We start from the raw sequence: 26,674 nt of genomic DNA, 5'->3' as shown, positions 1-26,674 counted from the left end.
CATTCAATGAAGCTTGTAGTTTTGACTCAGATCAATGCCTGACCGTTCAAAACAAACTTATGCCTGCTTTCGGATTAAGTTGCCATTTCATATGCGGTATTCATGCGACTCTTCGCTTCGCTATTTAGAAGCTTTTCCTAAATGCAGGCATTTTTGAATGGGTAAATCCGTAGTCTGAATTAAATTTGTGAGCTTAATATTGTCGCGATCTGACCAGCGTCGATTTGTTGTATAACAATTCATTCACTCCATTCCGGCTTTCCTCACCGGTCGGCCAGTCTCACCGTGATGCGAGACCAGAAAAATATTCCATCTGTCAACTCCTTCATATGGTTGCGGACACAGTCTACCAATCAATTTGCAGAGCCAGTTTCAGATTACGCCATGTTGAAAAACACCGAATTCTGAAAATCACGAATTTCCGGTGGAAACGCGCGACCGGCGAAAGTTAGATAGGATTATGAACCAGACTTGATGCGGTCGCCCAGCAGCGTCGAAGATTGCGTTTGGCCGACCCCTTCGCCAAAACTAACTAATCGGCCTGCATGGCAAAAAAGTGCATCGATTAGGCCCGAAACTGGAGTTTTTCAACAGAATAAGCCCAGAGCAGACGTACTAAATCTGTGCCTTTCCGTCCTGATTTTGATTACAATCAATGCAGCGCATTCCCATAGCTGATTAGTATGTTTCCATTCGATCAGCTTCGATGCTGTGCCAGATATGGAGGCTCGCATGGTGCTGCTACGTTATTTTGCGTACGTCCTTGCCCTATCGATTGCACTCGCGGGGCGCGTGTCTGGCCAAGAACAGAAGGACGCCTTTCAACCTATCGATCAACCGTCACCGGTTGCTCTTATCGGGGCTAGGTGTGTCTTCTGCCACGGCCCAGCCGTTATGCTCTCCTTCAGTCGAAGACTGCTGAATGAGGCTGGTCCGAAGGCACTGGATGTATTTCTTACACGACATCATGCACCGGATAAGGAGGCGCGAGATGCGATCGTTCAGTTCTTGTCGAATCAATTCGGCGCGTCGAACTAATACATCGAATATCCGGATGTCCGAGGGGAACCAGTAGTCACGTCTTCTAGATATCCACTTCCTTAACCAATTGCGCCATGCCTAGAAGACCGGCGGCTTCTTTCAGTGAGACTTCCAGCCGTTGAATATTGTTGGCATCCAGTTCCTTCTCTCCCAACGTTTTTACTTCGTCAGTCACGCGTATGATCATCTCGTTCAAAGTCATTGCCTGTACTTTCTTTTGTTTACCACCACGGAAGTCGCGGCATCGTTAGTCTAAACTGTGCATTTCAGAATATCAAACGATACTATCGTCTAACATACTGACAATAAAGCATAATTTCACTTAGAATGACACGATTTTGCCACTCTAATTCACAATGTCATTCTGTGTGTCATTCCCTGTGTCATCCTATGTGACATCGGGGCCGGAAGAAAATGCTTGCAAAATGACCCGTTTTGTGCTGGCGTGATTGCTTTTTACGAATCAGTGTGCTAGACATGTGCATACGAGGTGATGGTTTTTTCACTCTTCACCCGAAATCTTCCCATATTCAGGAGGTCAGCGTTTTGACTGACATCTATTCACTTCCCACACCGGCTATCCATGCCCTGATCCCATCCACAATGCGTGCATTACGCGGGTGGCTTAGAGGTCTCCCATCAGAACGCCGGGGACACACCAAATTCTATCGGCTGTCGAATACGGTGGTCCGCCTACGGCAAGCCCGAAAAAAGGGTCTCAGTACTGTTGAGATTGAATCGCTTGTTGCTGCGGATGTTGCTGCGAGAATCCATTCCGAACCCGGTGTCGATCTTGGCGACGATGCCACGGCACGTGCTGCTGAACTCCTTACCACCTTCACACAGCCAGAACTCGAACGGCTGCAGCGCGTTCAGATTGCCTTCGTGACCGGACTGGTCACGGCGTTCTGGTCGACGCCAGTGCACTCAATCGTGACACATGTCTTACATCTTCATCCTGACGTACTCCGATACATCCTGACAGGGCAGTCAGACGCAATACCCATGCTGGAATCCGAATGGCGGGCATTCTCGCTCCAGTTTTACACCGCAAATCTTCACAATGCTTATCAAACTCAATCAAAGGTGGCTTAAATGTCCGACTTCACAATAACCGACCGACACATCGCTTTTAACGAGAGAGCTACCGGAGCACTCGAAGGGCTTCTATCCAATCTCTCAGCCCAGCGCGTTTCTCGATTGATGTCGGCAGTACAGAAAATCTCAGTTGCGTGCGCATCTATCCATGCCATAAGCCCGTCCAGCGATGAGGTGGCGGCTTTACATTCCGTGAAGTTGTACACTTTGGCGGATGATGACTATCCCCTCGACGTTGAGGGGGCGATTTCCGAAATCGTGGAATCTTCAGCAAAGGTCGGGCACTGGATCGCGAGTAAGCCCCAACGCGAAATGACGCCGCACCAGATAGAAATGTCGAAGCTCCCAAATTCCAAGGCAAGGCTCGACTATGCGAGAAAATTTGGAATTGAAAATGGTGAGGAATCAGACTCATGAATGGTTTCTTTTCAAGCATGATTGAGTTGACCGGTTACACCGATAAGCCCATGCGCGAAACCGTCGCGGAGAAATCGGCGCGTATCCGACGTCAGCGCGGACAAATTGCCCGGGAGAGCTTACCTGCCAAAATCTTCTCGAAGTTAGTTGCTTAGGAAGCTGAGAGGTTGCCCCGTGAAGTTGCCGAATTTATCGCGTCCCGCCCCGATTTGACGCCCCGTTCCGTGGCCCTACCGCTATGACCGGTACGGAACTTGGTAGCACACCGCTGAAGAACACGAAGCACGAGCAAATTTGCAGAATCGCGGCGTCCGGTGACCTGTCTCGTACCGCCATTTATCAGAAGGTATTTGGGTCGGGCCGTAACTCCGCACAATTGGCGTACAAGGTATTTCATAGGCCTGATGTGATCGCGAGAGTTGCGTATCTGCGTAGGGAACGTGCTGCATCTCTCCAGATTGACGAGACGGCACACACACGTGATAGCCTTGTCGACACGCTGAACAACACGATCACTGACCTACGGTTTCTGGCGGAATTGTGCGAGAGGAACGGTCTTGATTCAGATTCTGCCAATCTTAAGACCGCGCTGGTCAGCAGCATCAGTAAGATGAAATCGCGGCTTGATGCACTCCAGTCGATTGATGAAGCAGATACGCGCGTTAGCGCGCTGTGTGACGCGCCGGTGGTGCCGAGTCTATGGTGTCAGTGCCATCATGGATAACCTGAATCACCTTCTCTGGGTTTTGAATTCCAGCCGTCGCACAATGAAGCAAGCCGTGCTGAGCAGCGAGAGCGAAGGTGATAATGATCCGACGCCTTATCTGAGATTAGCCATTAAAGAGAGCGCGAACGTCATACGCGCGCTCGTTTCGCTGGTGGCTTCTCTAGAAGACCTACTAACTAGTTTGGAAGAAGTTCAGTCTAGAAGTGGTGTCAAAACGTCGACGCTAGAGGGCTTCGAGGAAAGTGGAGCTGGAGTTCTGGCCGATTGGGTAGATGCCCAGCGCTTGAAGACCATCGCTGAAAAAATCGTGGATGAGTCTGATCTGGAGAAATTCAATCTGACACGTCGAGAGGGTCTTTCAGTTCTGATGTCCTTACGCCTTCTGAGCAACGCAGAGAAGTCGAGCTTGAAAAGTTTGGGTGGACGTATCCCCGAACGAGAGAGACCTCGCCTGTGTGCGGCCTGCGGGCTTCTAGCGAAATAAGAATCCTAGTGGCTGATCGTTCCTCCTGCAGCCACGATGGGGGCGGGTTGAGTTCTCTCCCAGAACTCCCCGCCGACCACGTCCCGACTGGATGCGTAAGCGCTGCCCGCATCCATCCCCGACACACAGCGCAAAGTTAGGAATCCAGAACGGAATACGATTATGAGAATAGCAGACGATATTGCCGCAGTTTTGGCAGAACAACAAAACATTTAGAACGAAGGCAAACGGAAGCATTTTCAGCTAACGCCCGAAGACTTTTCTGAACTGTGTGCATTATTCGGTGGTGCAGAGGTTGTAGTGTCAGCCCTGTATGCGGGTGGGTGGAAACGTGGGAATGATGGCTGGTGGGGCGGGTATCGCGCTCCAATCATCGTTGAGCCTCTAGATATCCCGTGGGGTATCCTGAAGGAAGTCCAGTCTGACTGGACGCCCGTGTTTGCAAGCATTAAAAACGCTTCAAGCTGAAAATATTCAATATAATCAATATATTAGCACACCTCTGCCACAATTCAGACGCCCCCCGGACACAATTTTGAGGGAGAAGAACGACAGTGGCAAAACTGCCAGCGCAACATCTAAAGCGCCATGAAAAGGCGGTATCCCGCTAACGCGGGGTACTACCACACCGACAGATTTTCATCCCGCGTCAGCGGGATGGGCTGTCACCCAATTACCTTAAAAAAAGAGCGAGCCAAAAGGCTCAGATAAGCCCAGTGGCAAAAAGAAAACCCCCCGCTGCAGAAACAGTGGGGGGGTAGGAACTACGAGAACAGAAACGAGCCAGTCGTTTGATTATGTGTATCACATCACTGGCTCTTTAACAAGTATTTTTACCAAATGGTAAAATAAAATAATACGGCAGTAGGCCGATTGAGAGAGCAGAATATGTATACTAAAGACAACCCCAATTCCGTAATTGAAGACGCTGATTTTGATGCGTCAGTACTGAACGACACGGACGGTACGCCGGAGGCAGACGTCGCTGCGGACAACGTCATAGACATTGAGGAAACCCTCATTCGCGAACAACGCGACAACGCGGCTAATCGGGTCGATGATGCGCGCGACAGCGAACCGTGGAATCAGAACACATGGAATGACGCGACCGTAGAGGGGCCAAAATCTCACGAATTTGATGATCTGATGCGTCGTGGGTCGGAGATAATCATAGGCTGTCAGTTCGTGGGCAGAGGTGGCAGTACCCGCCCAGACAAATGGTTTTCGACAGAGCTACCTGTTTACAAGTGGGTCGAGGGGGGACCGGTAGATGGGAAATCCCCGGAGATGGGGTTCAGTCGGCATCCAGTAGCACATCGTAAAGATGGGCCATGTTACATTATGGGGGGAAACGGGGACACAGGAAAGCGTTTTGCTTCAACAATTATTAGCATGGATTTTCTTGCGTTGGACCTTGATGCGTCGGGAGACATTGAGACCATCAAAGAGAAAGTCCGCGTCAGCGGTCTGACCTGCTTCCTCTATACCAGCTTCAACCACCTTAAGACCAAAGACGACACAATGCGTGACAATGTGGTGAAGCACACAAAATGTGATGGCGACCCAACCGAAGCAGACCTTCAGAGTTTTCTTGAAGCCAAGAAAGGCTTCTCTGTGTATTTTGCAGCGCAGTGTAATCTGACAGGCGAATTTACAGACGATATGGGCAAACAGCGTCTTACATATTCCACACCACCACAGCACAAGATGCGGTTAATTTTCCCATTCAAAGATCGTGTAATTCTTCGCGACTGGGGTAATACGGAAAGAGAACGGCTAGACTTGTGGAGCCGTAAGATTTGGGGAATGGCGAAAACTCTGGATGTCGTTCCGGATGGTAGCTGTACCGACCCGAGCCGTTTATTCTATCGGGGTGCACACCCAGAGGGGGCTGATTTTGAGGCCGTCATTTTTCGTGGAGAATCATTGGCATTCGAAGACGTGCCGGAAGCCACTAAACAAGACTTCAAAAATGCGCCTTCAAACCCATTTGAACAGGCAGGTGCGAACACCAACCGAAAGTCATCCATTCCTGAAGTTACAGTGGAATATGAAGGCGAGATCATTGATGTAACGAAGCTCTATCGTCGGTACGGTAAACGCTGGGACCTGACATCGATCATCGATACGTTTGGGGAAGACATCTTTCTTAAAGGCGGCGCAGCCGGTGATGAGACCGCACACACACGCTGTCCTTACCATGATTTTCATACGAATGAGGATGGTGCAGCAACTCGGGCTTGTAACCCGTCAGGCGCAATGGGCGATGATCCTGAAGATTACGCGAGTTGGAAATGTCTTCGCAATTATTGCCAATCGAACGATCACAAGCTTGTACACATGTTGGCGCAGTCGATTGAAAACGATTGGCTGGACCCGGTATTTTTGAGCGATCCTGATTTTATGTTTGACCTTCCTGACGGAAAGGAAGAGGCCTCTTTCGCCTGTCTCACCCCTATTGAAGAATTGGGAGAAACAGAGGCGCGCGCTTTCTGGCGTGAGAATGGGACTGATGATGATGACGGCGTAAAAGCTGAAACATTGTCACAGCAGCTTACGGAACTTGGTGTCAGGCCCACGTACGTGCGTGAGCATGTGGAGGATGCAAAATCGCATGTAGCGCGTCAGCTTATGGAGCGTGATGAAGACAAGAAGCGTAACCCTCTGGATGCTGATCCGCATAGCCCCGACGCAATCGGGGGGCAAGATATGCCTGTGGCATTGCAGCCCCTCCACGATGAAGACCTAGTTACCGCCAGTGGATTCCTAGTCGATGCTGAAGCTGAAAACGCAAAAGTCTTCAGAGAACATGGCCTGAACTTCAAAGACGACGCTGCATATCTAAAGCTGAAGAACATTGTCAGCGACCAAATTGCAGCCGCGACCACAGACCGTTTTGACTACGTTGTGATGGATGGCGAAGCGCGTGTGGCGATGCGGTATGGACCGGGCGAGCCTGTGCGCCTGTGGAGAGAAGCCACGCTTTCAAAACTCTATAAAAACCGCGCTGTCTCTTACACTAAAGAGGATGGGAAGATCGGTTTTGTGGAGCCTGACAAAGTGTTTTTCCATAACCGTCGGCGCGCCACTTACATGGGGACATGCTTCGAGCCTGAGCCTGTGAAGGGCCAGCGCGCTTTCCGGACGCGTGCAGAGTACAATCTGTGGACGGGTTTTGCTGTTGAGGGGGTGGAAGGTGATTGGAGTAAATTACGCGAACACATTAAAGAAAATATCTGCGAAAATGACGAAAAGATTTTCAATTGGGTTATGACGTGGCTTGCATCGTTGTTTGCGCGTCCCGGCGTTAAAATCCCCAGCGCAATCGCGGTTAGAGGGCGACAGGGCACGGGCAAATCTAAAGTATTTGACTGGATTAGGAAGGCTATTGGATGTGGGGCATTGAAAGTTAGTTCCGGACGTCACCTGACTGGGAATTTTAACGCGCACTTAGACGGCAAGATTTTCCTAACCTGCGAAGAAGCGTTCTGGGCCGGGGACAAGTCTGCGGGGGGGGTCATGAAAGACCTTATCAGCTCCGACACGCTGCAGATTGAGAGCAAGCACGTCAATCTGATAGAGCGACCAAACTACGTTAACCTTGCTTTTGTATCGAATGATGAATGGATGGTCCCCGTGGATAAAGAGGATGCGCGCCGCTTTCTTGTCCTGACGTGTTCGGAGGCGAAGATTCAGGATGCGAAATACTTCGGCGCGATAGATGACCAGATGGAGAATGGGGGCATTGAAGCCATGGTTCACGAACTTACCAACTGGAATCCGGCTGACGTAGATTTGACGTGGGATAGCCTACGCGCGCCTCCTGCAACTATTTACCTGCGTGAGCAGGCAGGTATGGGGCTAGCAGGTTCGGCTGCGAGACTGATGGATATCATCGTGAGTGGAGAACTTTCTGGACGCATGCCCGATGGGGACGTGTTTCACTATAACCTTAGTGAGGAAGAAGAGACGATTGTGGCCCAGCCACATTTCAACCAAGCGCTTAGTGATGGATCACGTGCGTTCGGCAATAAAGCTGCCGAAATACTCAGTGCGACTAAATCCCTGCTAGGAAATAACGCGTTTAGTGGAGAAAATAAGCGGGTTGTTGAATATCTCGGTGAGATTGATGATGACTCACGAGCGGTTAAGAAAACTGACACTCGGAAGAAGTACATCAGCTTCCCGTCCCTCAACGATCTGCAGGACGTATTGCTGAGATACGGGAGAGATGCGGGAGAGGGCAAGACGGAGACGGTGCAGACCGCGTGAGCGGCTTTTCGTCAAGCGACCCCAGTGACCCCAGTGCGACCCCAGTACATCGTTTCGACTGGGGTCGCTTAAAACTGTGCTTTTTCAATGTCTTAATGTTGAAAGACCCCAGTGACCCCAGTCTTTTATAAATTTAATGGAAAATAGAAATAAGAAGGAAAGAACAGGACACCAAGTGCTCTCCCTCGCAACCGCACAAAGTTACCATCGACTGGGGTCACTGGGGTCTGACGGGTATTTTTCTGCCTAATGCTTTGTAATGTAATAGCAAAATGCGACCCCAGTCCATCCATCGCACTGGGGTCACTGGGGTCGCTACCCATCATCATGTAACAAACCGCTAACGCGGTTATCACCAGTTCAACGACACTGCCGACAAACTGCCTTACCGCATTCCCGTGTCTGGCTTTTACTGCGTATCCGGCTTTACTGCGTATCCGGCTTGCTACTGCCCCCGCGTCAGCGGGTGTACGACCCAACCCCGATTCCCATACATACTATATCCATCCCGTGGGCAATACCTGAGTCCTTTAGTATGATATTCCTTGATAATGTAAGATATTCGCTGTTTAGCGCCTGCCGAGGTTAAAACGGTAGAAATTGCTCAAAGTGAACAGATCGGTACAACTTACCTCCAAGCATTAGTTAAGAATCGTTCACAACTGAGGGTGTGGAACACGTCGATAACCGGGGAGGGAGCAAAGGCATATTACGCCTAACGGCGTTCATCTCAACGATCCGGAGCCATTTGGACAGTCTCACACGGGACGTCCCCAAATAGATTCCTGAAACACTGCATATCTGTCTCACATGATGCTGGACTCCATCCGTGTGAGAAAGTATCATAAGTTCTAGAACCGTGTGCGAATCATGAGGTGAAGTTATGGATATACAGACCAATGCGGAACGCTGGGGCTACATTCGAGTCAGCGTCAGTAAAGAAGAGCAGGCTGCAGGCTGGGAAGACCAGCGTGCCACGTTGCTTAAGAATGCCTGTGATCCAAACCGCATATATGAGGAAGAAGCCTCGACCCGACACGAACGCCCTGTGTTTCAGCGTATGCTGTCTGATGCCATCGACAGGGCGGCGGATACAGGCAAACCAGTGTACATCGTTTGTACAAAGATGGACCGGGCCTTCAGAGACGTCACTGAGGCACAGCTCGAAGCAAAGCGCTTGCCAAAGCATAACGTGTTCCTGACATTGCTGGACCTGTCTGACAAGCCACTCAACCCCAATGATCCTGCACAAGTGTTGCTGTTCCACATTACCAGCGCTATCGCCCAGTTCGAGCGTGACAGACTGGCTGAACGTCGAGCTGTCGGTATAGCGAAGGCGAAGGCTGAAGGCCGTTATAAAGGTCGCGTGCCCACCGCACAGCGGAAAGCTCCTGAAGTGCTGGACTTCTACAAAAGAGGGTTCAAACCTAATGAGATCGCCAAACAGGCAAACGTATCGAGAGCTTCAGTCTACCGCATACTAAAAGATCATCGTGAGGGGCAGTCAATGTAGGATCACGGCTAACGCCGTCCATCCCTTGCACCCGGACACCGCCTCAGTCACAGGCAAGCTCACCAAGCCACTGCATCAGACGACTTGTGCCCGCGTTAGCGGAATAAGTGTTAAAAAACAAAGAGTTGCCGGGACCCATCTAGGGGGTACCTGAATACACCCTATACGTGTTAGCCACTGCTCCCCGATATACGTTCTGAAAATATGAACCTACACCGTTTTCAATTTGCCCGTTTTCCAATCGTGGATCGCTAATAATTTTTTCCACCATTTTCAGCAAAAGTATACTGCCGGGGTGAATCGGCAGCCACTATCCATTCTGGGCGTTGTCGATGATGAGTTTTGTTGTTTCATTCGAACTCCGGTGCAAAATTCACCTTGCCACCCAAAAGAAGCTGGAAAAAATCACATCCGTTGTTCTCATAGTTAAAATGCGTCCAAGCGCGCAAGCCAAACAAAGTGGGTGCAAACATCAAGATCATTTCATTGAGGGAATCCAGAGTGACATCTGTTGTGACTGGGCGCGCCTCTAGCATAACATTTCGCGCGTCTTCAGGCATAAATTCAAACTGCATCGCGTAAGCAAGATACTCGTCCTGAGCGACGCTCCCACTTCTTGTTGGCAACGTTTGATGCATAAAAGCATGTGTCAGTTCATGCACTACTACACTGTCAAAAACGATATTTTCTGAAATCAGTAAAAGCGGATCATCTTCAACCAGAACTTCAGGTATTCGTGATGGTTCAATGACTTCGACAACAGAGTCATCACACCGAAACACGCCTAAACAATCAAACTGGTCAAGCTTTGGTTGCTCTACAATTTTTATGAGAACAGGTTCCGTCTGAAATAGATGGCAAACTTTCAACTGATCACGCGCCTGCTCAGCAACGTGGCAGATGTGCTGGGCGAGAACGTTGTCAGGTGTATCAACGCTGATCTCCAATTTTTCGCACTGAACCACCTCAGATTTCGCTATGGGCGCTAATGCAAAACTACCAAGTACCACTGCGCAAAAGCTGGTGTTTTTGAATCTCTTCGTAATTAGCATTGCGCCCGGGCCAAGTTGTTTTGAAAAATCGACATTCCCCAAGTAGCGGGACCTTTTGGTAAGGTTACCGCATCCCTAATGGAAGTCATAGGAGCATCCTTTCACGTTCAGAATGCGCTGTTCGGAAATTGAGGTTATTCTAAATATCTTCATGCAACCATAAAGTAGGGGTCGGAAAACGCTTCCGACCCCTACCATGTGAGAAAATTGATTTCTTAGTTAGAAGAAATCGTTGGCCTCACTAAAATCATCGAAGTTACCTGCGTGGTCTTCAAAATTTCCGCCGCGGTCCTCAAAACTTGCGCCGTGGGTGCCAAAATTTCCACGTTCTTCGGCCATAGATTCTTGCGGCAATTCAAGGAGGTCATCTTCAAAGTCATGAGCGGGAGGTGTCGGTAGCGCCGCAAGGATTTCTTCGACACTCGGAACCGTCGCATGTCCATCCGCTACAGCAGGGATTGTTTCACCGGGAATGATACCTGCGGCAGTGTCCGGAAGTTCCAAGCCTGCCTTTTCCGCTGCAACTGTTTCTGCCGGAGATACCATTTCGAAAGGCGCTGTGCGTTCCATGCCCGCCATCGCACCCTCAGGTAATTCCCCGGGCATGCCGCCATCCGCCGGGATACCCGCATGTCCATCGGCGACAGCGGGAATTGTTTCACCGGGAATGATATCTGCTGCAGCGTCCGGAAGTGCCAAGCCTGCCTTTTCCGCTGCAACTGTTTCTGCCGGAGATGCCATTTCGAAAGGCGCTGTGCGTTCCATGCCCGCCATCGCACCCTCAGGCAATTCCCCGGGCATGTCACCATCTGCTGGAATCTCTGCATTCTCGTTCGCCACGACTGGAACCGTTTCGCCGGGGATAATATCTGCGGCTGATGCCGGAAGCTCAAAATTGTCGATGTCTTCAAATGCTTCACCTGCACGAGGTGCCGCATTGATTGGTAGTGCTCTATTGGTACGCGCCATGTGTTTTACCTCTATTGTTTCTTATTCGTGGTCAATAATAGCCAATTGCGGCTAATTTTCGGCCAAATCGTTTACAATCCAGCCGATCGAAGGGGATTGAAACGATGGCAGGCGCATATCTGTTCTTCAAGCGCGACTATTTCATTGGCGCCAATTGGAGAGATTACAGGCGAAAATCCGCTTTCCATCATTTTCAAACTGAACAAAAATTGTGAAAAATTGTATGTGCCGATGTGAAGGTAATTGAATTCTCGCGGTCCCTAAGAACTTCAATAGAGGGGGTCTTATATGTCGTGTGCAGTTTAGATTTGGTGAAGAATCTGCTTTTGCGGTCAGCTAAATTCGTTCCAATGGGCAAATGGTTGAAGGGTTGGAATTGATTGAGGCCAACGGCGCGATATTGGACTGAAGTGCTGGTTAGAAAATAGATTTGGATATTTTCCAGATGCACCTATATCGCGCCGTGGGCTGCCACTGCTTGCAGCCTTGCTACCCGGCGAGCCGGAAGTATTCAGCCTCAAAGTTGTCCTCCATGCCAGTCCCACAAAAAGCCATTTCCATATTGGACGTGCCCGAAATCGTGCTTGCCGAGATTATGGACGCGCCTTCAATGCCATTTGCTTCGGCAGAAAATTCAACGTCACCTTTTGCAATAATCTGACCACCAAACATCTTGAGCCCAGCGGCAAAATCCATACCACCTAAGCTGAGAAGCTGCGCGCCACCACCTTCGGCACAATTGTCGTCACGGCCAATCTGAAATGATGCCGGGCTGTTCATTGACGTGGCGCCTGTATCGGTAGTTGCGATAACGACATCTTGTAGGATCGTACCAGCCCCAAATTTAACCTCGCAATCTGAGACAAATACAATCTCGGTCAGCGGTACAGTTGGGCTAATTGTTACCTTACCTGCACCGGTACAGTGCATGGTGTGAATACGACCGGGAATGAAATCGTCTTCGTCCAACGTGTGACCACCTAATATAACCACGGGTTCGTCAGATGTGATGTAGTCCGGAATATATTTGTCACTCCCGACTGCCAGACCAGCAATGATGCCGTCCAGTTTGTTGATAATCCGTAACCGATAAACGCCTGAGCGCAGCGCTGCCTGCAAGCCGTCGTTGTTTTCAAAACCTGATTGGGGCAGGTCGATTTCATCCATGTTGGGCATGGATACGACCGTACCGGGTTCAAATGTGTTGTTTAAGTTAACGGACACATATTCGTTTGAATGGATGCAGAACCCGTTTGAGTAGCCATTATTACTCTGGATATCGACAACGTCATCAGCGACAAAACCTTCGCGGAAACATGTCGGCTTATAAGTCGTAAATACAGCCGAGGTAATCACGTCCCAATCACTTTTACCCGCAAATTGAAACAGGTAGCTGGCAATGCTGTTTGAGCGTTCTGACAAGCGTCTGGTTGTCACCATGACGGCGGTTCTGGAAGTGCTGTCAGCACTAAAGGCCTGTGCGTCAAAATCCCACGTACCAAATTGCACATCATCGGTTGAAAGAACCTCTCCATAGACCAAAACGGGCATTCCCGCTGAAGCAAGCTCTACGGCCTTTGCTTTCGCCGCGTCTTCGTCATTTGTGTCCCGGAAATATAGAGCAGCATGCGCTGCAGTATCTGCAGCAACCTGCAATTGGTTGCGCGCGGCCATAAGGTTCGCAACATCAACCGCAACAGCGCTTACAAAAATCATGACAACAAAAACAAAGAGACCAAAGATAGTCATGGCGCCGTTTTCATCTGTAAGAAAATTGAACTGGAATTCTTGATCGCTCTCAGATGAAATGTACATTTTCAATACTCCACTAGGTGGCGCGCTCTGACATAGACATTTTGCCCTGTAAGCGCAGAGATCATGTTGATCGATGTTAAATCAGAAGTGGGGATCGTGATTTGGCTTGTTACCGCGCCACTTGCGATTGTCGAAGAAACTGTTGCGTTCGGCGACATGCCTGAAAGTGCGCTGGTGAGAAAAGCCTCTACTTCCGCTTCGGTTTCCAGACGGCCCACAGACAGGCTGCGGTTTGCGTCCTGAACGATGCGGTAAGCCTTATTTTGACCAAAGAAAATAAAGGATGCGTCCGTCGCCAATGCAATAAACGCAATGAAGACTGGCAGCCAAAGAACGGCTTCTATTGTCGCTGTACCGCTCTCACTTTTTCTAAAAGCAGCTAGAACCCTGATTAGTACCCTTTGCATCTGCTCACCACCCCTCAGTGTGTTCAGAATGCCCCCAAGTTGCCATTATTTCAAACTTATCAGGGTTTTTTTGTGACCGAACTGTGTCAGAATTGTGATTTGTTTCAATATTGGAAGTAGTAAGAAAGGTTCGAGCTTGTTGATGCTAAATGCGAAACTTCCGGGAGATACACATTGCAATATGATCAATTAGTAGTTGAATACGTTAAGAACACCATCAGGCTGCTATCAGCTTCTGATCACCTACGCTTTGGCTTAAATCATCCGATTGGATGACGGAGCGCTTTAACAGATGCGCTTCATGCTTCGTAATCGTCGGCAATGCGGTCGATCCGTAGTTATCAATACTATGTCCCTGTTCCTCTAGTATTTGATCTAGTTTGTTCCGTTCACCCTCAGTCAGACTCGCAATGGCTCTGTCTCCGGGGAATAGGCTTTCCGTTTCCAAGCCGTTTGCCAACACGACGTCGTGCTGATCAAAAAGGAGGTGAAAATACTCTATGTCGCGAAACCGAGCTGATCGAGAAGTTGTTTGATTTTGCACTACATGCTTCGTAGCTGCGAATACTTCCACTTCACCAAAATACAATTCCACTTCCCATCCGCGCACGACAATTCTGTGCAAGGGAGAGAGCCACAAATCTGCAAAAGGTTTGTTATTCCCAAAGCTTCCTTCCGGAACTCGTATTGGTCGATACTTCGGTTCCAACATCAGGTTCGTGGGGCTAAGCTTGCGTGAAGAAATCCACCTGAGAGCAATCTGCTCTCCCTTGGAATTCGTTACAAGGTCACCAGCACGCAGAGTTTCAACGGGAACTTCACCCTTGGGCGTACGGATGTAAGTGCCTCGTAAGAAACAGATCAGCACATCCGTTCCGGATACTACACCTTCAATAGCATGTGCACCGTTCGGGAAGTCATCCATGGTCGCAAGAGAAGTTGTTCCGTTCGTTAGAAAAAAATACCTTTGACCATCTTCAGTGGTGACAACAACAATTTCTTCACCTCTAAGGTCTTCCCCGTTCACATTCGACAATTTGTTTGTGGAAGGGAGCAAACCGGAAAACTCGACTGTGAAATTCATCTCGACACCATCAACTAAGACAGTGGTATCGGGGTCCTGCGCACCATTGTTGTAGTCAAGAACGATGTCACCAGTTGGTCCGCTTGTGAAAACAAGCTCGGTTGTAGGAGTTGTATTGGTACCTTGAGCATTCAGGGAACCATTGTTTGCTGACGCACTATCTCCGCGAGCATAAAAAGTCATTGATGTCATTAACGCGCTCCGCGATACCCAAAGAACTTGTACTGGCACCTTGTTTACAAACTTAGTTACCGCCAACAATCTTGGAGCATCGTGGTATTTGAAAGGCAATAATGCGGAACATTGGAGATTGAAAAGTGATTGGGAGAAAAGAAATCTAAAAAACCGCAAAGTTCTCATTTTTTGTGTCACACATAGCGTCACACAATTATGTGTGACGCATCTCAAATAATCCTTATTTTTAATGAGTTACGAGAAATAGTTGAGTATCGAGTCTTCTCGACCGCACCATCAGATGACGGATAAATTCGAGTGACTTTGCGGGTTTCGTTCCCGGTTTCAATCGGATTTGGTTGGAACGAATCTTTCAAAATTTAGAGGCTGCATGGCCAAGAATGTGACAGTTACATTAAAGCCAGCCATGGCAGTGTTGACACCATAGACGAATACCTTTCAAGCAAAAGAGGCGAGTCAGAACCGTAAGCAACCCATCGCCCAGAGACCCCTTGATGAGCAAACGGCTCTTTTCGTAAAGGTAGCGTCTTTTCGTTATTGCTTAGCGCCCGCGAATGCGCGGGTCGAGCGCATCACGTAGCCCGTCGCCAATGTAATTGACCGACAGCACGGAAAGCGAAATCGCGAGGCCCGGCAATATAACGCGTTCGGGGTACTGTTGCAGGTAATCTGTGCTGTCAAACAACAGCCGTCCCCAAGTCGGGAAGTCTGAGGGGAACCCCAGACCAAGGAATGACAAAGCACTTTCCGTAATAATTGCATTTGCGATTCCCAACGTTGCAGACACCATGATCGGGGACAAAACATTCGGCAGGATATGCCGCATGATCATCTTCACATTGGGTGTTCCGATTGAGCGCGCTGCCAGCACAAATTCCCGTTCTTTGAGGGCAAGGACATCACCACGTACAATCCGGGCGGTCTGCATCCAGCTTGTAATGCCGATAACGACAACAATCAGAATGAATATCCCGGTTTCCGGACCAAAGGCAGACCGCAACGGGTCACGAAACAGCATGATGATAACAAGCAAGAGAGGCAGTAATGGCAGCGCGAGAAACAGGTCTGTAAACCGCATCAGAATACCATCAAGACGCTTATAGTACCCGGCTACGACCCCGACGAGTGTTCCGAAGAACAACGACAGCAGCATTGCGGCTATTCCAACCGCAAGCGATGTCTGGCCTCCTTTCAGCATCTGCGCGAAAAAATCCCGGCCAATGCGGTCTGTACCGAAAGGGTGCTCCAGACTTGGGGGGAGGTTACGTGCGCGTGCATTCGTTGCTTCGTAGTCCAGCGTCCAAACATAGGGCCCAAGGAAAACGACAAGAACGAGAAGGAGAAAGAAAACTGCGCCAATCAGCGCGCCTCTGTGGGTTTTGAACTGATCCCAGACATCCCACCATTGACTACGAGAGGCGCCTTCTTCGATTTGTGCAATATCAGTCATAGCGGATCCTCGGGTCCAGAATGCCGTAAAGTATGTCGGCAATCAGGTTGAAAACGATGATCAGCACCGCAAAGATCACTGTAAGGGTCTGAACGGTGGGCAAATCGTTTGCCTGAATGGCAGATATCAGCATCTGACCCAGACCATTCACCTTGAATACCTGTTCCGTAATGATGGCGCCGCCAAAGACCTGTGGCACACCAAGCGCGATGACTGTCACAACGGGGATCATCGAATTTCGCAGCACATGCACCAGTACAACCACCCGTTCGGAGAGGCCCTTTGCGCGTGCCGTGCGTACATAGTCCTGATTGAGATTGTCGAGCATTGAGGCCCGCATGAAACGGCTGATTTGGGCTGCGTTGTAAAGTGCAAGCACCGAGACAGGCATGATCATCTGCTTAAGCTGAAATACGAAGCTGGACCAGTCGCTTACGACATGTGTTGTGTCATAGATTGACGGGAACCAACCCAGATTTACCGAGAAGATTACAATCAGCAGAACGCCGGTAAAGAAGGTCGGAACCGAGAAACCGATCATCGACACAAACGTGCCCAACTGGTCGAACAGGGAGTATTGCTTGTAGGCAGAGATGATACCAATCGGAAGCGCTATCAGTGTGCCCAGCACATAAGACAGGCCAACCACCCATAGGGTTTGCGGCAAGCGCTGAACAACAACATCCATGACGGAACTGCGCCATTGCCAGCTGATCACACGCAGCTCGCCTTCGGCAAATCCGGTTCCAAAAATATTATCAATCAAGTTTAAGGGTTCGATCCAGAAAAACTGGGTCATCCATTTGAAAAAACGGATTGGCAAAGGTTCCCCAAGGCCCAGAGCCTCGCGCATTTGTTGTTTCACTTCCGGTGGGACGGTTAGGGGCACATTGGCCATTGGGTCCCCCGGTGCCAGTTCCAGCAACAGGAAGATCACAAGCGAGATAAGAAGAAGCGTCGGAATCGCAACAAGCAGCCGACGGATCGTATAGTTCAGCATGAAAGCCTCGGGCGCGCTAGGAACATCATAAGCGTAAAGGCAATGAGCCCCGCGCGTAGGCGGGGGCTCATCGCATCGTCATTCTGTTTAGTTGCTTACGCGATGCCAGTCAGCAGCATTCCACAGCTCGCTGTCCCAAGGGTTCATAACGACTCCACCCAATGCATTTGAGTGACCAGCCACACGACCGCGGTGAACAAGCGGAATTATAACATAATCCTGCATCAGCATATCGTTTTGCCTTTTGGCTATAGCTGCGCGGTTTTCAATGCCTGCCGTTCCGGCAAACTCAGCAACCAAAGCATCATACTCCTCCGAACAATAACGTGGCATGTTGTTGCCTTGCCATTGTGTTTCAGGGCGCGGAGCCTGCTTGCATTCCCAGTTCGCCATGTAGCTTTCCGGATCTGTGCCATCGAAGTTGTTTGTGTACATTTCGACATCGGCAAAGAACTTTTGGAACGTATCAGGAGAACCCGGATCCGAGCCAAAGAACACAGATGCGTCAATGTTGCGTAGCTCGGTTTCGATACCGATTTCATCCCACCAGCCTTTGATTAGCGCCTGAAAGTCCTGCCGCACGGCGTTGGTAGAGGTTTGGTAAAGGACCGACAAACGCACGCCGTCTTTCACCCTTACACCATCAGAGCCCACTTCCCAGCCAGCGGCATCAAGAAGCGCTTTCGCGCCTTCAATATCCTGTACGAGACAGTTGTCATTTGCGGCTGATGCGTAAATCTCGGGACCAGGCAAAACATTACAGGTTGGTCGGCCTGCTGGGCCATAACCAACTTCGTTCAGAAGCTCCCGGTCAACTGACATCGACATTGCTTTGCGAACATTGATATCCGTTAAAAACGGATGTGGATGCGCTGCTGTGCCACGCTCATCACCCAAATCAGGGTTCACATCGGTCATGTTGACCATGATCCGTTCAACGCTGGTACCATAGGCTGAAACTACAGTTCCTTTACCTACAGCTTCCATCCTTGCAAGCACGTCAGGTGCAAGTTGAAGGTTCCATGCGTAGTCGAATTCTCCGGTTTCAAAAACTGCCCGGGCAGCCGATGTTGCATCGCCACCACCTTTGAAGATCACGGTTGCAAACGCAGGTTTTGCAGGGTCACGGTAGTTTCCGTTCGCTGCAAGCGCTATCACGTCATTTGGACGAAACTCCGTCACTGTGAAAGGGCCTGTGCCGACGGGATTAAAATTTGCGTCAGTGCATTCAGGTGCACGTGGGCCAAGGCAGTCAGCAAACTGCGCGGCCTGAATGATAGGTGCCTGCGCGCCAACGAAGGGGCCATATGGGAAGGGCTTTGGCGCATCAAAACGAACAGTTACGGTCCGCTCGTCGACGATCTCAACATCCACGACGTTGTTGAATTTTTCGCTTTGGGCACAACCACCGCCGTCAGCGGTACAATACTGCCAGGAAAAACGAACGTCTTCAGAGGTCACAGCAGATCCATCGGACCATACCAGCCCCTCTTTGAGGGTCCAGGTTATTGATGTCAAATCTTCAGAGACGCCACCGTTATCTACGGTTGGAACTGCTTCTGCCAGCCACGGGACCATAGCGCCGGTTTCGTCATACCGGGCAAGTGGTTCAATAACGAGGCTCGCCGCCTCCAGTTCTTTCGTACCACCCGATAGATAAGGGTTCATGATCGAAGGCGCTTGCCAATAGATAATGTTAAGCTGGCCGTCCGAGCCTCGCTCGGCCATGGCCATCGGGGCCAGGGCAAATGCGGCGGCAGCGCCCAGTAGGGTTGCTTTGAGGTTCATTCTTCTCTCCTTGTTGGATGATGCGGCCCTTTAAAGGGAAGCATCAGAAGTTGTTGCAGGCACGGTTTTTCCTCGTTGTGAGCGTTGGCTCTTTGGGAAATTTACCAGGCAGGCATGGCAACAGTTCAGACAAATCCAGTTGAAAAAGCAAGCGGCTAAAAAGAAATTGACCAAAAAGGCAAGAAAACAAGAGCGTTTGAGCGAGCGCTAACGCTAAATGACAAAGACAATAGGTCCTGATCGGGCCAAGTGACCGGTGGTAAACTCAAAATAATCCCGAATCTTATCTCTCCTTTGAGACGCCAAGGTGTTTGACAGCTTTGCAAATTGGCGCGTAGCGTGCTTTCAGAAGAAGAACAGGGAGCTCGCCCGAAATGCTGGATCAACCGCTTGTAGACGTGAAAAATTTGCGGGTCGAGTTTGAGACGTCTAGTGGTATGGTTGTTGGCGTCGAAGATGTCACGTTTCAGATCAAACCGGGTGAAACCCTTTGTATCGTGGGTGAATCGGGATCAGGGAAATCCGTTTCTTCCTTGTCGCTGATGCGCCTTGTGGAGTTTGGCGGCGGCGAAATTTCCGGTGGCACACTTCTGTTCAAACGCAGCGAAGATGAAACCGTAGAACTATCGCAGGCTGATTCTGACAAGATGCGCGATATTCGCGGCAACGAAATCGGGATGATCTTTCAAGAGCCGATGACCTCGCTCAATCCGGTGTTTACTGTCGGGCGCCAACTGACCGAAGGCCTGAAATTGCACATGGGCATGACCGACGCAGAAGCAAAGGCACGTGCGATCGAACTGCTACGTCAAGTGCGGATTCCAGAACCTGAAAGCCGGGTAAACCAATATCCCCACGAACTTTCCGGTGGAATGCGCCAGCGTGTTGTGATTGCGATGGCGATGGCGTGCGAGCCGAAACTGCTGATCGCGGACGAGCCGACAACTGCGCTTGATGTGACCATTCAGGCAGAGATCCTTTCACTTATTGACCGCCTGAAGCGTGAAAATGGCATGGCCGTGTTGTTTATTACGCACGATATGGCGGTGGTCGCACAAATGGCGGATCGTGTGATCGTCATGTACCGGGGCAATATGGTCGAAGAAGGCACTGTCGAGGAAATCTTCGAAAACCCGAAAGAAGATTACACCAAGGCGCTGTTGGCGGCTGTACCAAAGCTTGGTGAGATGCGGGGTAAATCTGCGCCGGAACCAATGCGGATCATGGGGCAGGAGGCTGCAGAGGCGAAGGCACCGGCCGCCGGGGAAAACCCCGAAGTGCTGCTTGAAGTCAAAAACCTGATCACACGCTTTCCGGTGAAAAAGGGCTTGTTTCGCAGAACGGTCGCGAATGTACATGCGGTCGAAGATGTCTCTTTTTCGCTGAAGGCTGGGCAAACCTTGTCGCTTGTCGGGGAATCGGGTTGCGGAAAATCCACCTGTGGACGGTCGATCCTGCGGCTTGTTGAGCCGACATCCGGCGAGGTTTACATGGACGGGCAAGATATTCTTAGCTTGTCGACTGACGATATGCGCATGGCGCGTCGCAATATGCAGATGGTTTTCCAGGACCCGTTCGCATCGCTTAACCCGCAAGTGCGTTTGTTCGATCAGGTTGCAGAGCCTCTGCGAAATTACAAACTCGATTCGGGTTCCTCACTGACAGATCGTGTTGCGACGCTTTTTGATCGCGTACATTTACCACGCAACTTCATGCGTCGTTATCCCCACGAATTGTCCGGTGGGCAACGTCAGCGTATCGCTATTGCGCGGGCTCTGGCACTGAACCCGAAACTCATCATCGCGGATGAGGCGGTGTCAGCGCTTGATGTTTCCGTACAGGCGCAGGTGCTGAACCTGATGATGGAGCTGCAACAGGACTTGGGTATCGCGCTGCTGTTTATCAGTCATGACATGGCTGTTGTCGAACGCGTCAGCCATCATACCGCAGTTATGTATTTGGGCCGGATTGTTGAAATCGGGCCAAGAGCGCGGGTTTTTGAACACCCGCAGCACAGCTATACTCAGGCGCTTCTGTCTGCTGTTCCTGTTGCGGACCCCCGAAAGAAACTGATCGGCAAAGAGATGAACTTTAAGCCAATCCCTTCACCGATTTTTCCAGTAGGGTATGAGCCGGGGCCTTCTGTCTACAGCGAGGTTTCTCCGGGGCATTTTGTTTTGCAAAACGACTAAACCGCTCAATTTTTGATCAGAAGGATAGATTGAATGCCGATGCGAATGTCTGCGCGCGACCTGATGGAAAAGTTGGTTTCCTTTCCCACTGTCAGTCGCGATTCCAATCTTGATCTGATCGATTGGGTGGAAGATTATCTTTCATCCTTCGGTGTGACCTCGCACCGCGTGCCGAACGAGGATGGCACCAAACACAGCCTTTACGCCCTTGTCGGACCGGAAGTTGAAGGTGGAGTTGTGCTGTCGGGCCACACAGATGTCGTGCCAGTCGATGGGCAGGCATGGGACACAGACCCCTTCAGTGTTTTTGAAAAAGACGGTCGGCTTTATGGCCGTGGCACCTGTGACATGAAAGGCTTTGATGCCTTGGCGCTGGCCGCAGTTCCGCTTGCGCTGGAACGCGGCATTAAACGCCCTTTGCAAATTGCTCTGTCTTATGACGAAGAAGTCGGCTGCCTTGGGGCGCCACCGATGATCGATCATATGAAAACCGTACTGCCTTCGGCCAGTGCAGTGATCGTCGGCGAGCCTTCGATGATGAAGGCGGTAAATGGGCACAAGGGCGGCACAGGGTTTGCGGTGCATATGAAAGGCTTTGAGGTGCATTCATCGCTGATGCACACAGGTGTGAGTGCAATCATGGAAGGGGCCAGGCTGATCGAGTGGGCCAATCGCATGAATGCGGAAAATCAGGCCCGCACCCCCGGGCCATTAGCGGAAATGTTTGACCCGCCCTTTACCACGATACATGTCGGTATGATTTCAGGTGGCACAGCGCATAATATTACGGCCAAGGACTGTAATTTTGTGCTTAGTTTCCGCTGTGTTCCAGGGGACAACCAGGACGATTGGAACGCTGCCTTTATGGCAGAGGTCAAAAAGGTTGAGGCTTCCATGAAAGCGATCCACCCGGACGCGGGCATAGACGCCGAACTCTGCTTTGATGTTCCAGCCTTGAAACCCGAAGAGGCTGGTGCTTCCGAGGCGCTTGCGCGTGCCTTGACGGGGGATAACGCAACTCACGTCGTGTCTTACGGAACCGAAGCCGGACAGTTTCAGGAACGCGGGTATTCCGCCGTTATCTGCGGACCCGGTGACATCGCGCAGGCCCACCAGCCAAACGAATACATTACGATTGAACAATTCAACGCCGGAGAGCAGTTCATGCACCGCCTTGTTGACCATCTTGCTAAGGAATAACCCATGCCGATTAAGAACAGATTTGCCGAGCTTCAACCAGAAATAGCAGAATGGCGCCGCCATCTGCACGAAAACCCGGAACTGCTGTTTGACACGCATGAAACCTCGGCTTTTGTGGAAGAAAAGCTTAAAAGTTTTGGTGTCGATGAGATTGCGACTGGCATCGGACGTACTGGCGTTGTTGCTGTAATTAAAGGCAAAACCAATAATTCAGGCAGAACCATTGGGTTGCGCGCTGATATGGACGCTTTGCCAATCCTTGAAGCAACGGGGCTCGACTATGCGTCAAAGACTCCCGGAAAAATGCACGCCTGTGGGCATGACGGCCATACTTCGATGCTGCTTGGCGCGGCGAAATACCTGTCTGAAACCCGAAATTTTGACGGCACCTGTGTGGTGATCTTTCAGCCCGCCGAAGAAGGCGGCGGCGGCGGCAAGGAAATGGTTGATGATGGCATGATGGAACGCTGGAACATCGACGAGGTTTACGGCATGCACAACTGGCCCGGCGCACCGGTTGGCAGTTTTTCAATTCGTCCGGGTGCGTTTTTTGCAGCGGCTGACCAGTTTGAAATCGATGTCGAGGGGAAAGGCGGCCACGCCGCCAAACCGCATGACTGTATCGACACCACACTTGTTGCCAGTCACATCGTGGTAGCATTGCAAAGCATCGCCAGCCGGAATGTGAACCCGGTGGAACAAGTTGTTGTTTCAGTGACTTCGTTTGAGACTGAGTCAAAAGCTCACAACGTGATCCCGCAAAAAGTGAAGCTGCGGGGGACTGTCCGCACACTTGACGATGACGTTCAGGATCTGGCCGAGGCGCGGCTGAAAAAGCTTGCTGAAACCACTGCCGAAGCCTTTGGTGCGAAAGCGGTTGTCAACTATGAACGCGGCTATCCGGTGATGGTGAATTCCGAGGAACAGACTGAATTTGCTGCCAAAGTTGCCATCAATGTGTCAGGCGATTGTGCCGATGCACCCCTTGTGATGGGGGGCGAGGATTTCGCCTTTATGCTAAATGCTCGGCCCGGTGCCTACATTCTGGTTGGCAATGGTGACACGGCAATGGTGCATCATCCAGAATATAATTTTGATGACGAAGTGATCCCCGCAGGCTGTAGCTGGTGGGCCGGGATCATCGAAAGCAGGATGCCGGCAGCTTAAAAATCAGGCGGCATCCGCTTTGGATGCTGCCCGTTTTAGCTTAGTCAGTGTATTCAACAGAAGGTGCGCCAGCCTTGTTCCAGCGAAAAAGAACAAGGTTCCAGCGCGCCTGTTCTGTGCGGGACGGGTAGAAAAGGCCGTCGGCCTGTAGCTCTCTTGCACGATCTGAAACTTTCCAACTGGAACCGGGGCTTCCATTGGCCGTTTCTTCGCGCCAATGCGCCCTGATATCAGGAAGTCTGATCTGAAACGCCTCTCTGACAGATGCTTTGCGCAGGTCCAGAATTTTTGCACCCGTAACATTGAGCGAGATGAATTCGCGCGGGGGATCGTCAGGGCGTACATAAACTTTTAAAGCTTTCGCGGCCCATTCCTTGGTCGGAGACATGTAAAGCGCAGACTGGCCATTGTAGTGAAAACGACCTTGCGGCGTTTTAGCGGCCGTGATCGGGGCATTGCGTGTGGTGCTAAAGACCAGCCGGTAAAAGACCCCGGAAACCGGGATCAGGTGCTGTGTCATCCGCCCGTATGGCTCATGTGCCGTGACATTTGCCCATCTGTGCGCTGGCGGGAATAGTCAAAATCATGACCTTTCGGCTTCAGACCGATTGCGGCACGGATCGCATCCTGTAAGGGCGCATCGTGCTCTGGGTTGGCGCGCAGAGGCTCACGCAGGTCTGCATGGCCTTCTTGCCCAAGACACGTGTAGATTTCCCCGGTGCAGGTCACACGCACGCGGTTGCAGCTTTCGCAGAAATTATGGGTCAACGGGGTGATAAGCCCAATCTTCTGGCCGGTTTCTTCAAGCCGCAGGTACCGTGCGGGCCCGCCTGTGCGTTCCGCCAGGTCGGTGGTTGTGAACCGTGTCTCAAGCTGCGCGCGTAAATCGCTGAGCGGCCAGTATTGATCAAGCCGATCCTCATTACCGATATCGCCCATCGGCATCACCTCGATAAAGGTGAGGTCCATATCACGTTCTGCACACCAGCGTGTCAGGTCGAACAGTTCAACATCGTTCACACCCTTCAGCGCAACCGCGTTGATTTTCACACGAAGTCCGGCTTTCTGGGCGGCATCTATGCCTTCGATGACCTGTTTCAGACGGCCCCAACGGGTAATCTCGGCAAATTTTGCCTCGTCCAGCGTATCGAGAGAAATGTTGACCCGTTTTACCCCGGCATTCACCAGATCCTGCGCGTATTTCTTGAGCTGCGAGCCGTTGGTTGTAAGCGTTAGCTCCTTCAGTGCCCCTGTGCCAAGGTGCCGGGACATAGAGTCGAAAAACGTCATGATTCCACGCCGCACCAGCGGTTCGCCGCCTGTAATCCGCAGTTTTTCCACGCCCAAACCGATGAACGTACTGCAAAGCCGATCAAGCTCTTCCAGTGTCAGCAGTTCTTTCTTGGGCAAAAAGGTCATATTTTCCGACATGCAGTAAACACAGCGAAAATCACAACGGTCCGTCACCGAAACCCGCAGGTAGGTGATGGCGCGCTGGAAGGGATCTATCAGTGGCGTTATCATAGCGGTAAACGTATGCGCGCGCGCGGTCGGCGGCAAGTCACTTCTTTGCGTTGAACGAATGCGTAAAGATCACTAGAAATGGAATTATGAAACAGTATCAAAATTTTGTTTGCGTTTTATCTCTAGGGTTTGGCCTTTCTGGTTGCGGCCAAGAGTTTTTTGAAATTTTTCGCGAAGACAGCTCTGCTTCGGAAGCGGGGAGCGCGCCCCGTCCTGCACCGAGGCCGGATGACACTGGGTTTGAAGACGCACGCACGCCAGAGGATTTTGATACAACCACCGCCGCAGAACGCCAGGCCGCTGCGGGGTCTGCGTCGCAGGGTGAAAGGGTGCTTGGGTCTACCGTTGTTTCGCTTGGTGATCCAACTGAAGCGGGGTTCTGGCTCAAAACACCACTTGTCAATACAGCCAGAGCGGGCCGTGTGTATTACGGTGCCAATGGGCGATCGGTGAATGTTGACCTTTTGCCAATCGACGGGGCAGGGAGCCGGATATCACTTGCGGCAATGCGATTGCTTGATGCGCCGTTGGCGAGCTTGCCTGAAGTAACGGTCTACGCACGCTGAAATTCCAACCGCATGTAATTTACAGATATTTAGCGGCTTCTTTACGCGCAAAGCTTTTCATTTCCTGACCGTGTTTTTCCAGAAACGCCTCAACACGCGGTCTGTCGTGTTTGGAAAGCTCGCGTAACCACCAGCCAATCGATTTCTGGATGAACCAGTCACGATCTGCGACGTATGCCGCAGCCCAGCCCAATACCCGGTCACGAATTGCCAGATCCTGCGGCTTTGGGTGATTTTGTTTGGTCCAGGGTAACGTGATTACCATTGCAGCGCGCCGGGTCCACATATGTTCGGATTTGGTCCAGGTCTCTACCGCTTCAATCCGCGACGGATCTGCGATCAGTCGCTTCTGCCCTGCAATACAAACATGATCGGCAAGTGCCCAGCAATCGAATTCTGGCACCCAACTTTGGATTAGCGCCCATGCTGTCTCGTCCGGGCGAAGACGGGCCTGCGTCAGCAGTTTTGCCGCAGCAATCCGCGCTTCGAAGATACCGGATTGCCAGAGCCCATCTGCAAGCGCAACACGTTCCGAAACATCAAGCGAATTGCGCCAGGTTTTTTGTGCCGCATCGATATCGGGGTTGGCGACACCCAAAAAAACACGGTCAACTTTGTGATACGCCGCCATCTGCAACGCTTTTCCAGGTTGGGAAAAAGCGCGAAGTTCTTCAAGCGCGTCCTCTGGGGTCATTTTTGGTGTTCCTGTACAT

The 26,674-nt window shown here is 50.9% G+C and carries 24 protein-coding genes; 12 read left to right on the top strand and 12 right to left on the bottom strand.

What is annotated here, in order from left to right; all coding sequences use genetic code 11:
• Positions 1–1,084: 1,084 nt before the first annotated feature.
• Positions 1,085–1,243, bottom strand: coding sequence for a hypothetical protein (locus J4E70_RS07285; RefSeq protein WP_213888424.1), 159 nt, complete (start codon positions 1,241–1,243; stop codon positions 1,085–1,087).
• Between the two features lie 344 nt (positions 1,244–1,587).
• On the opposite strand from J4E70_RS07285, the gene J4E70_RS07280 reads away from it, so the two are divergent.
• From J4E70_RS07280 to J4E70_RS07245, 8 genes are all read left to right on the top strand, one after another.
• Positions 1,588–2,136: a hypothetical protein gene (locus J4E70_RS07280; protein WP_213888423.1), complete on the top strand. Its 549-nt coding sequence runs from the start codon at positions 1,588–1,590 to the stop codon at positions 2,134–2,136.
• Positions 2,137–2,556 carry a hypothetical protein gene (locus J4E70_RS07275; RefSeq protein ID WP_213888422.1) on the top strand — a complete coding sequence of 140 codons (420 nt, stop codon included), beginning with the start codon at positions 2,137–2,139 and terminating at the stop codon, positions 2,554–2,556.
• Positions 2,553–2,711, top strand: a complete 159-nt coding sequence (locus tag J4E70_RS07270) for a hypothetical protein (protein ID WP_213888421.1) — start codon at positions 2,553–2,555, stop codon at positions 2,709–2,711. Before J4E70_RS07275 ends, J4E70_RS07270 begins: the two co-directional genes overlap by 4 nt.
• Before the next feature lie 83 nt (positions 2,712–2,794).
• Entirely contained in the window at positions 2,795–3,280 is a 486-nt protein-coding gene (locus tag J4E70_RS07265) for a hypothetical protein (RefSeq protein ID WP_213888420.1), read from the top strand.
• Positions 3,273–3,767, top strand: coding sequence for a hypothetical protein (locus J4E70_RS07260; protein WP_213888419.1), 495 nt, complete (start codon positions 3,273–3,275; stop codon positions 3,765–3,767). Before J4E70_RS07265 ends, J4E70_RS07260 begins: the two co-directional genes overlap by 8 nt.
• A gap of 300 nt (positions 3,768–4,067) precedes the next feature.
• Positions 4,068–4,235 carry a hypothetical protein gene (locus J4E70_RS07255; protein WP_213888418.1) on the top strand — a complete coding sequence of 56 codons (168 nt, stop codon included), beginning with the start codon at positions 4,068–4,070 and terminating at the stop codon, positions 4,233–4,235.
• Positions 4,236–4,655: 420 nt separating this feature from the next.
• Complete coding sequence (locus J4E70_RS07250) at positions 4,656–8,039, top strand: primase-helicase family protein (RefSeq protein WP_213888417.1); 3,384 nt, start codon at positions 4,656–4,658, stop codon at positions 8,037–8,039.
• An 883-nt stretch (positions 8,040–8,922) separates the two neighbouring features.
• Positions 8,923–9,552, top strand: coding sequence for a recombinase family protein (locus tag J4E70_RS07245; protein WP_213888416.1), 630 nt, complete (start codon positions 8,923–8,925; stop codon positions 9,550–9,552).
• A gap of 350 nt (positions 9,553–9,902) precedes the next feature.
• On the opposite strand, the gene J4E70_RS07240 is transcribed toward J4E70_RS07245, so the two are convergent.
• From J4E70_RS07240 to J4E70_RS07205, 8 genes are all read right to left on the bottom strand, one after another.
• Positions 9,903–10,499: a DUF6639 family protein gene (locus J4E70_RS07240; protein ID WP_213888415.1), complete on the bottom strand. Its 597-nt coding sequence runs from the start codon at positions 10,497–10,499 to the stop codon at positions 9,903–9,905.
• 324 nt (positions 10,500–10,823) lie between these two features.
• Positions 10,824–11,573 (bottom strand): hypothetical protein, encoded by a 750-nt coding sequence (locus J4E70_RS07235; protein ID WP_213888414.1) that lies wholly within the window; start codon positions 11,571–11,573, stop codon positions 10,824–10,826.
• Positions 11,574–12,062: 489 nt separating this feature from the next.
• Positions 12,063–13,388, bottom strand: coding sequence for a TadE/TadG family type IV pilus assembly protein (locus J4E70_RS07230; RefSeq protein WP_246531648.1), 1,326 nt, complete (start codon positions 13,386–13,388; stop codon positions 12,063–12,065).
• Positions 13,389–13,390: 2 nt separating this feature from the next.
• Positions 13,391–13,795, bottom strand: coding sequence for a TadE/TadG family type IV pilus assembly protein (locus J4E70_RS07225; protein ID WP_213888413.1), 405 nt, complete (start codon positions 13,793–13,795; stop codon positions 13,391–13,393).
• Positions 13,796–14,012: 217 nt separating this feature from the next.
• Complete coding sequence (locus tag J4E70_RS07220) at positions 14,013–15,071, bottom strand: Hint domain-containing protein (RefSeq protein ID WP_213888412.1); 1,059 nt, start codon at positions 15,069–15,071, stop codon at positions 14,013–14,015.
• A gap of 544 nt (positions 15,072–15,615) precedes the next feature.
• Positions 15,616–16,524, bottom strand: a complete 909-nt coding sequence (locus tag J4E70_RS07215; protein ID WP_213888411.1) for an ABC transporter permease — start codon at positions 16,522–16,524, stop codon at positions 15,616–15,618.
• Positions 16,517–17,524, bottom strand: a complete 1,008-nt coding sequence (locus J4E70_RS07210; protein WP_213888410.1) for an ABC transporter permease — start codon at positions 17,522–17,524, stop codon at positions 16,517–16,519. Before J4E70_RS07210 ends, J4E70_RS07215 begins: the two co-directional genes overlap by 8 nt.
• Before the next feature lie 87 nt (positions 17,525–17,611).
• The gene (locus J4E70_RS07205) at positions 17,612–19,312 is read right to left on the bottom strand and encodes a peptide ABC transporter substrate-binding protein (RefSeq protein WP_213888409.1); all 1,701 of its coding nucleotides are present in this window, start codon (positions 19,310–19,312) and stop codon (positions 17,612–17,614) included.
• A gap of 374 nt (positions 19,313–19,686) precedes the next feature.
• Here J4E70_RS07205 and J4E70_RS07200 point away from each other — a divergent pair, with 374 nt between their 5' ends.
• The 3 genes from J4E70_RS07200 to J4E70_RS07190 are packed head-to-tail and all read left to right on the top strand — an operon-like array spanning position 19,687 to position 23,871.
• A complete protein-coding gene (locus tag J4E70_RS07200; protein ID WP_213888408.1) occupies positions 19,687–21,504 on the top strand; it encodes an ABC transporter ATP-binding protein in 1,818 nt (605 codons plus the stop codon).
• Positions 21,505–21,537: 33 nt separating this feature from the next.
• Positions 21,538–22,704, top strand: a complete 1,167-nt coding sequence (gene argE, locus J4E70_RS07195) for an acetylornithine deacetylase (RefSeq protein WP_213888407.1) — start codon at positions 21,538–21,540, stop codon at positions 22,702–22,704.
• 3 nt (positions 22,705–22,707) lie between these two features.
• The gene (locus J4E70_RS07190) at positions 22,708–23,871 is read left to right on the top strand and encodes a M20 aminoacylase family protein (RefSeq protein WP_213888406.1); all 1,164 of its coding nucleotides are present in this window, start codon (positions 22,708–22,710) and stop codon (positions 23,869–23,871) included.
• Positions 23,872–23,911: 40 nt separating this feature from the next.
• On the opposite strand, the gene J4E70_RS07185 is transcribed toward J4E70_RS07190, so the two are convergent.
• Both J4E70_RS07185 and moaA read right to left on the bottom strand, forming a co-directional pair.
• Positions 23,912–24,391: an RES family NAD+ phosphorylase gene (locus J4E70_RS07185; protein WP_213888405.1), complete on the bottom strand. Its 480-nt coding sequence runs from the start codon at positions 24,389–24,391 to the stop codon at positions 23,912–23,914.
• Positions 24,388–25,395: a GTP 3',8-cyclase MoaA gene (gene moaA, locus J4E70_RS07180; RefSeq protein ID WP_213888469.1), complete on the bottom strand. Its 1,008-nt coding sequence runs from the start codon at positions 25,393–25,395 to the stop codon at positions 24,388–24,390. Before moaA ends, J4E70_RS07185 begins: the two co-directional genes overlap by 4 nt.
• Positions 25,396–25,481: 86 nt before the next feature.
• Here moaA and J4E70_RS07175 point away from each other — a divergent pair, with 86 nt between their 5' ends.
• The gene (locus J4E70_RS07175; RefSeq protein ID WP_213888404.1) at positions 25,482–25,961 is read left to right on the top strand and encodes a hypothetical protein; all 480 of its coding nucleotides are present in this window, start codon (positions 25,482–25,484) and stop codon (positions 25,959–25,961) included.
• Between the two features lie 19 nt (positions 25,962–25,980).
• Here J4E70_RS07175 and J4E70_RS07170 read toward each other — a convergent pair whose 3' ends face one another.
• Positions 25,981–26,655 (bottom strand): DNA alkylation repair protein, encoded by a 675-nt coding sequence (locus J4E70_RS07170; protein WP_213888403.1) that lies wholly within the window; start codon positions 26,653–26,655, stop codon positions 25,981–25,983.
• Positions 26,656–26,674 lie beyond the last annotated feature (19 nt).

This window comes from Pseudohalocynthiibacter aestuariivivens, assembly GCF_018457175.1.
In the GTDB taxonomy this organism is placed as follows: Bacteria; Pseudomonadota; Alphaproteobacteria; order Rhodobacterales; family Rhodobacteraceae; genus Pseudohalocynthiibacter; species Pseudohalocynthiibacter aestuariivivens.
Note: the sequence above shows the minus strand (reverse complement) of the source record. Positions and strands in the feature narration are given on the sequence as shown.

Coding starts and splice junctions, on each gene's coding strand:
- J4E70_RS07285 (WP_213888424.1), bottom strand. CDS start 1,243: ATGACTTTGAACGAGATGATCATACGCGTGACTGACGAAGTAAAAACG.
- J4E70_RS07275 (WP_213888422.1), top strand. CDS start 2,137: ATGTCCGACTTCACAATAACCGACCGACACATCGCTTTTAACGAGAGA.
- J4E70_RS07270 (WP_213888421.1), top strand. CDS start 2,553: ATGAATGGTTTCTTTTCAAGCATGATTGAGTTGACCGGTTACACCGAT.
- J4E70_RS07265 (WP_213888420.1), top strand. CDS start 2,795: ATGACCGGTACGGAACTTGGTAGCACACCGCTGAAGAACACGAAGCAC.
- J4E70_RS07260 (WP_213888419.1), top strand. CDS start 3,273: ATGGATAACCTGAATCACCTTCTCTGGGTTTTGAATTCCAGCCGTCGC.
- J4E70_RS07250 (WP_213888417.1), top strand. CDS start 4,656: ATGTATACTAAAGACAACCCCAATTCCGTAATTGAAGACGCTGATTTT.
- J4E70_RS07245 (WP_213888416.1), top strand. CDS start 8,923: ATGGATATACAGACCAATGCGGAACGCTGGGGCTACATTCGAGTCAGC.
- J4E70_RS07235 (WP_213888414.1), bottom strand. CDS start 11,573: ATGGCGCGTACCAATAGAGCACTACCAATCAATGCGGCACCTCGTGCA.
- J4E70_RS07230 (WP_246531648.1), bottom strand. CDS start 13,388: ATGTACATTTCATCTGAGAGCGATCAAGAATTCCAGTTCAATTTTCTT.
- J4E70_RS07225 (WP_213888413.1), bottom strand. CDS start 13,795: ATGCAAAGGGTACTAATCAGGGTTCTAGCTGCTTTTAGAAAAAGTGAG.
- J4E70_RS07220 (WP_213888412.1), bottom strand. CDS start 15,071: ATGACATCAATGACTTTTTATGCTCGCGGAGATAGTGCGTCAGCAAAC.
- J4E70_RS07215 (WP_213888411.1), bottom strand. CDS start 16,524: ATGACTGATATTGCACAAATCGAAGAAGGCGCCTCTCGTAGTCAATGG.
- J4E70_RS07210 (WP_213888410.1), bottom strand. CDS start 17,524: ATGCTGAACTATACGATCCGTCGGCTGCTTGTTGCGATTCCGACGCTT.
- J4E70_RS07205 (WP_213888409.1), bottom strand. CDS start 19,312: ATGAACCTCAAAGCAACCCTACTGGGCGCTGCCGCCGCATTTGCCCTG.
- J4E70_RS07200 (WP_213888408.1), top strand. CDS start 19,687: ATGCTGGATCAACCGCTTGTAGACGTGAAAAATTTGCGGGTCGAGTTT.
- argE (WP_213888407.1), top strand. CDS start 21,538: ATGCCGATGCGAATGTCTGCGCGCGACCTGATGGAAAAGTTGGTTTCC.
- J4E70_RS07190 (WP_213888406.1), top strand. CDS start 22,708: ATGCCGATTAAGAACAGATTTGCCGAGCTTCAACCAGAAATAGCAGAA.
- J4E70_RS07185 (WP_213888405.1), bottom strand. CDS start 24,391: ATGACACAGCACCTGATCCCGGTTTCCGGGGTCTTTTACCGGCTGGTC.
- moaA (WP_213888469.1), bottom strand. CDS start 25,395: ATGATAACGCCACTGATAGATCCCTTCCAGCGCGCCATCACCTACCTG.
- J4E70_RS07175 (WP_213888404.1), top strand. CDS start 25,482: ATGAAACAGTATCAAAATTTTGTTTGCGTTTTATCTCTAGGGTTTGGC.
- J4E70_RS07170 (WP_213888403.1), bottom strand. CDS start 26,655: ATGACCCCAGAGGACGCGCTTGAAGAACTTCGCGCTTTTTCCCAACCT.